This is a genomic window from Pseudoalteromonas sp. 19-MNA-CIBAN-0066, assembly GCF_040308705.1.
In the GTDB taxonomy this organism is placed as follows: Bacteria; Pseudomonadota; Gammaproteobacteria; order Enterobacterales; family Alteromonadaceae; genus Pseudoalteromonas; species Pseudoalteromonas nigrifaciens.
Genome location: NZ_JBEONZ010000220.1, coordinates 1 through 270, shown reverse-complemented (window position 1 = coordinate 270; position 270 = coordinate 1). Strand labels below are relative to the sequence as shown.

Genomic DNA, 270 nt, shown 5'->3' with positions numbered 1-270 from the left:
AGCTGAGGTTGCCGAAAATGACCCTATTAGCCTGGGCTGCGAAATTTACCTTGTAACTGTTGATGAGCATTACCGCGTTAGCCAAAGCCAAATACTTGAAAGCGGCTACATTGTTGCGTGCGATGTTGAACGTGGTGACGTGTCGCAAATTCAATTGAGCATAGCGGGTGAAAGCGAGCGTTGGAAAGATGCACGATTACACCAACGCTGGAACGATGCAACCCAAAAAGCGCTGCACCCGGGCGATAAGTTTTTTAGTGAGCAAACAAC

General features: G+C 48.1%; 1 pseudogene. It reads left to right on the top strand.

The features are described 5' to 3' along the window. Positions 1 to 270: pseudogene (locus AAEZ18_RS18900) on the top strand (hypothetical protein); the annotation flags it as partial.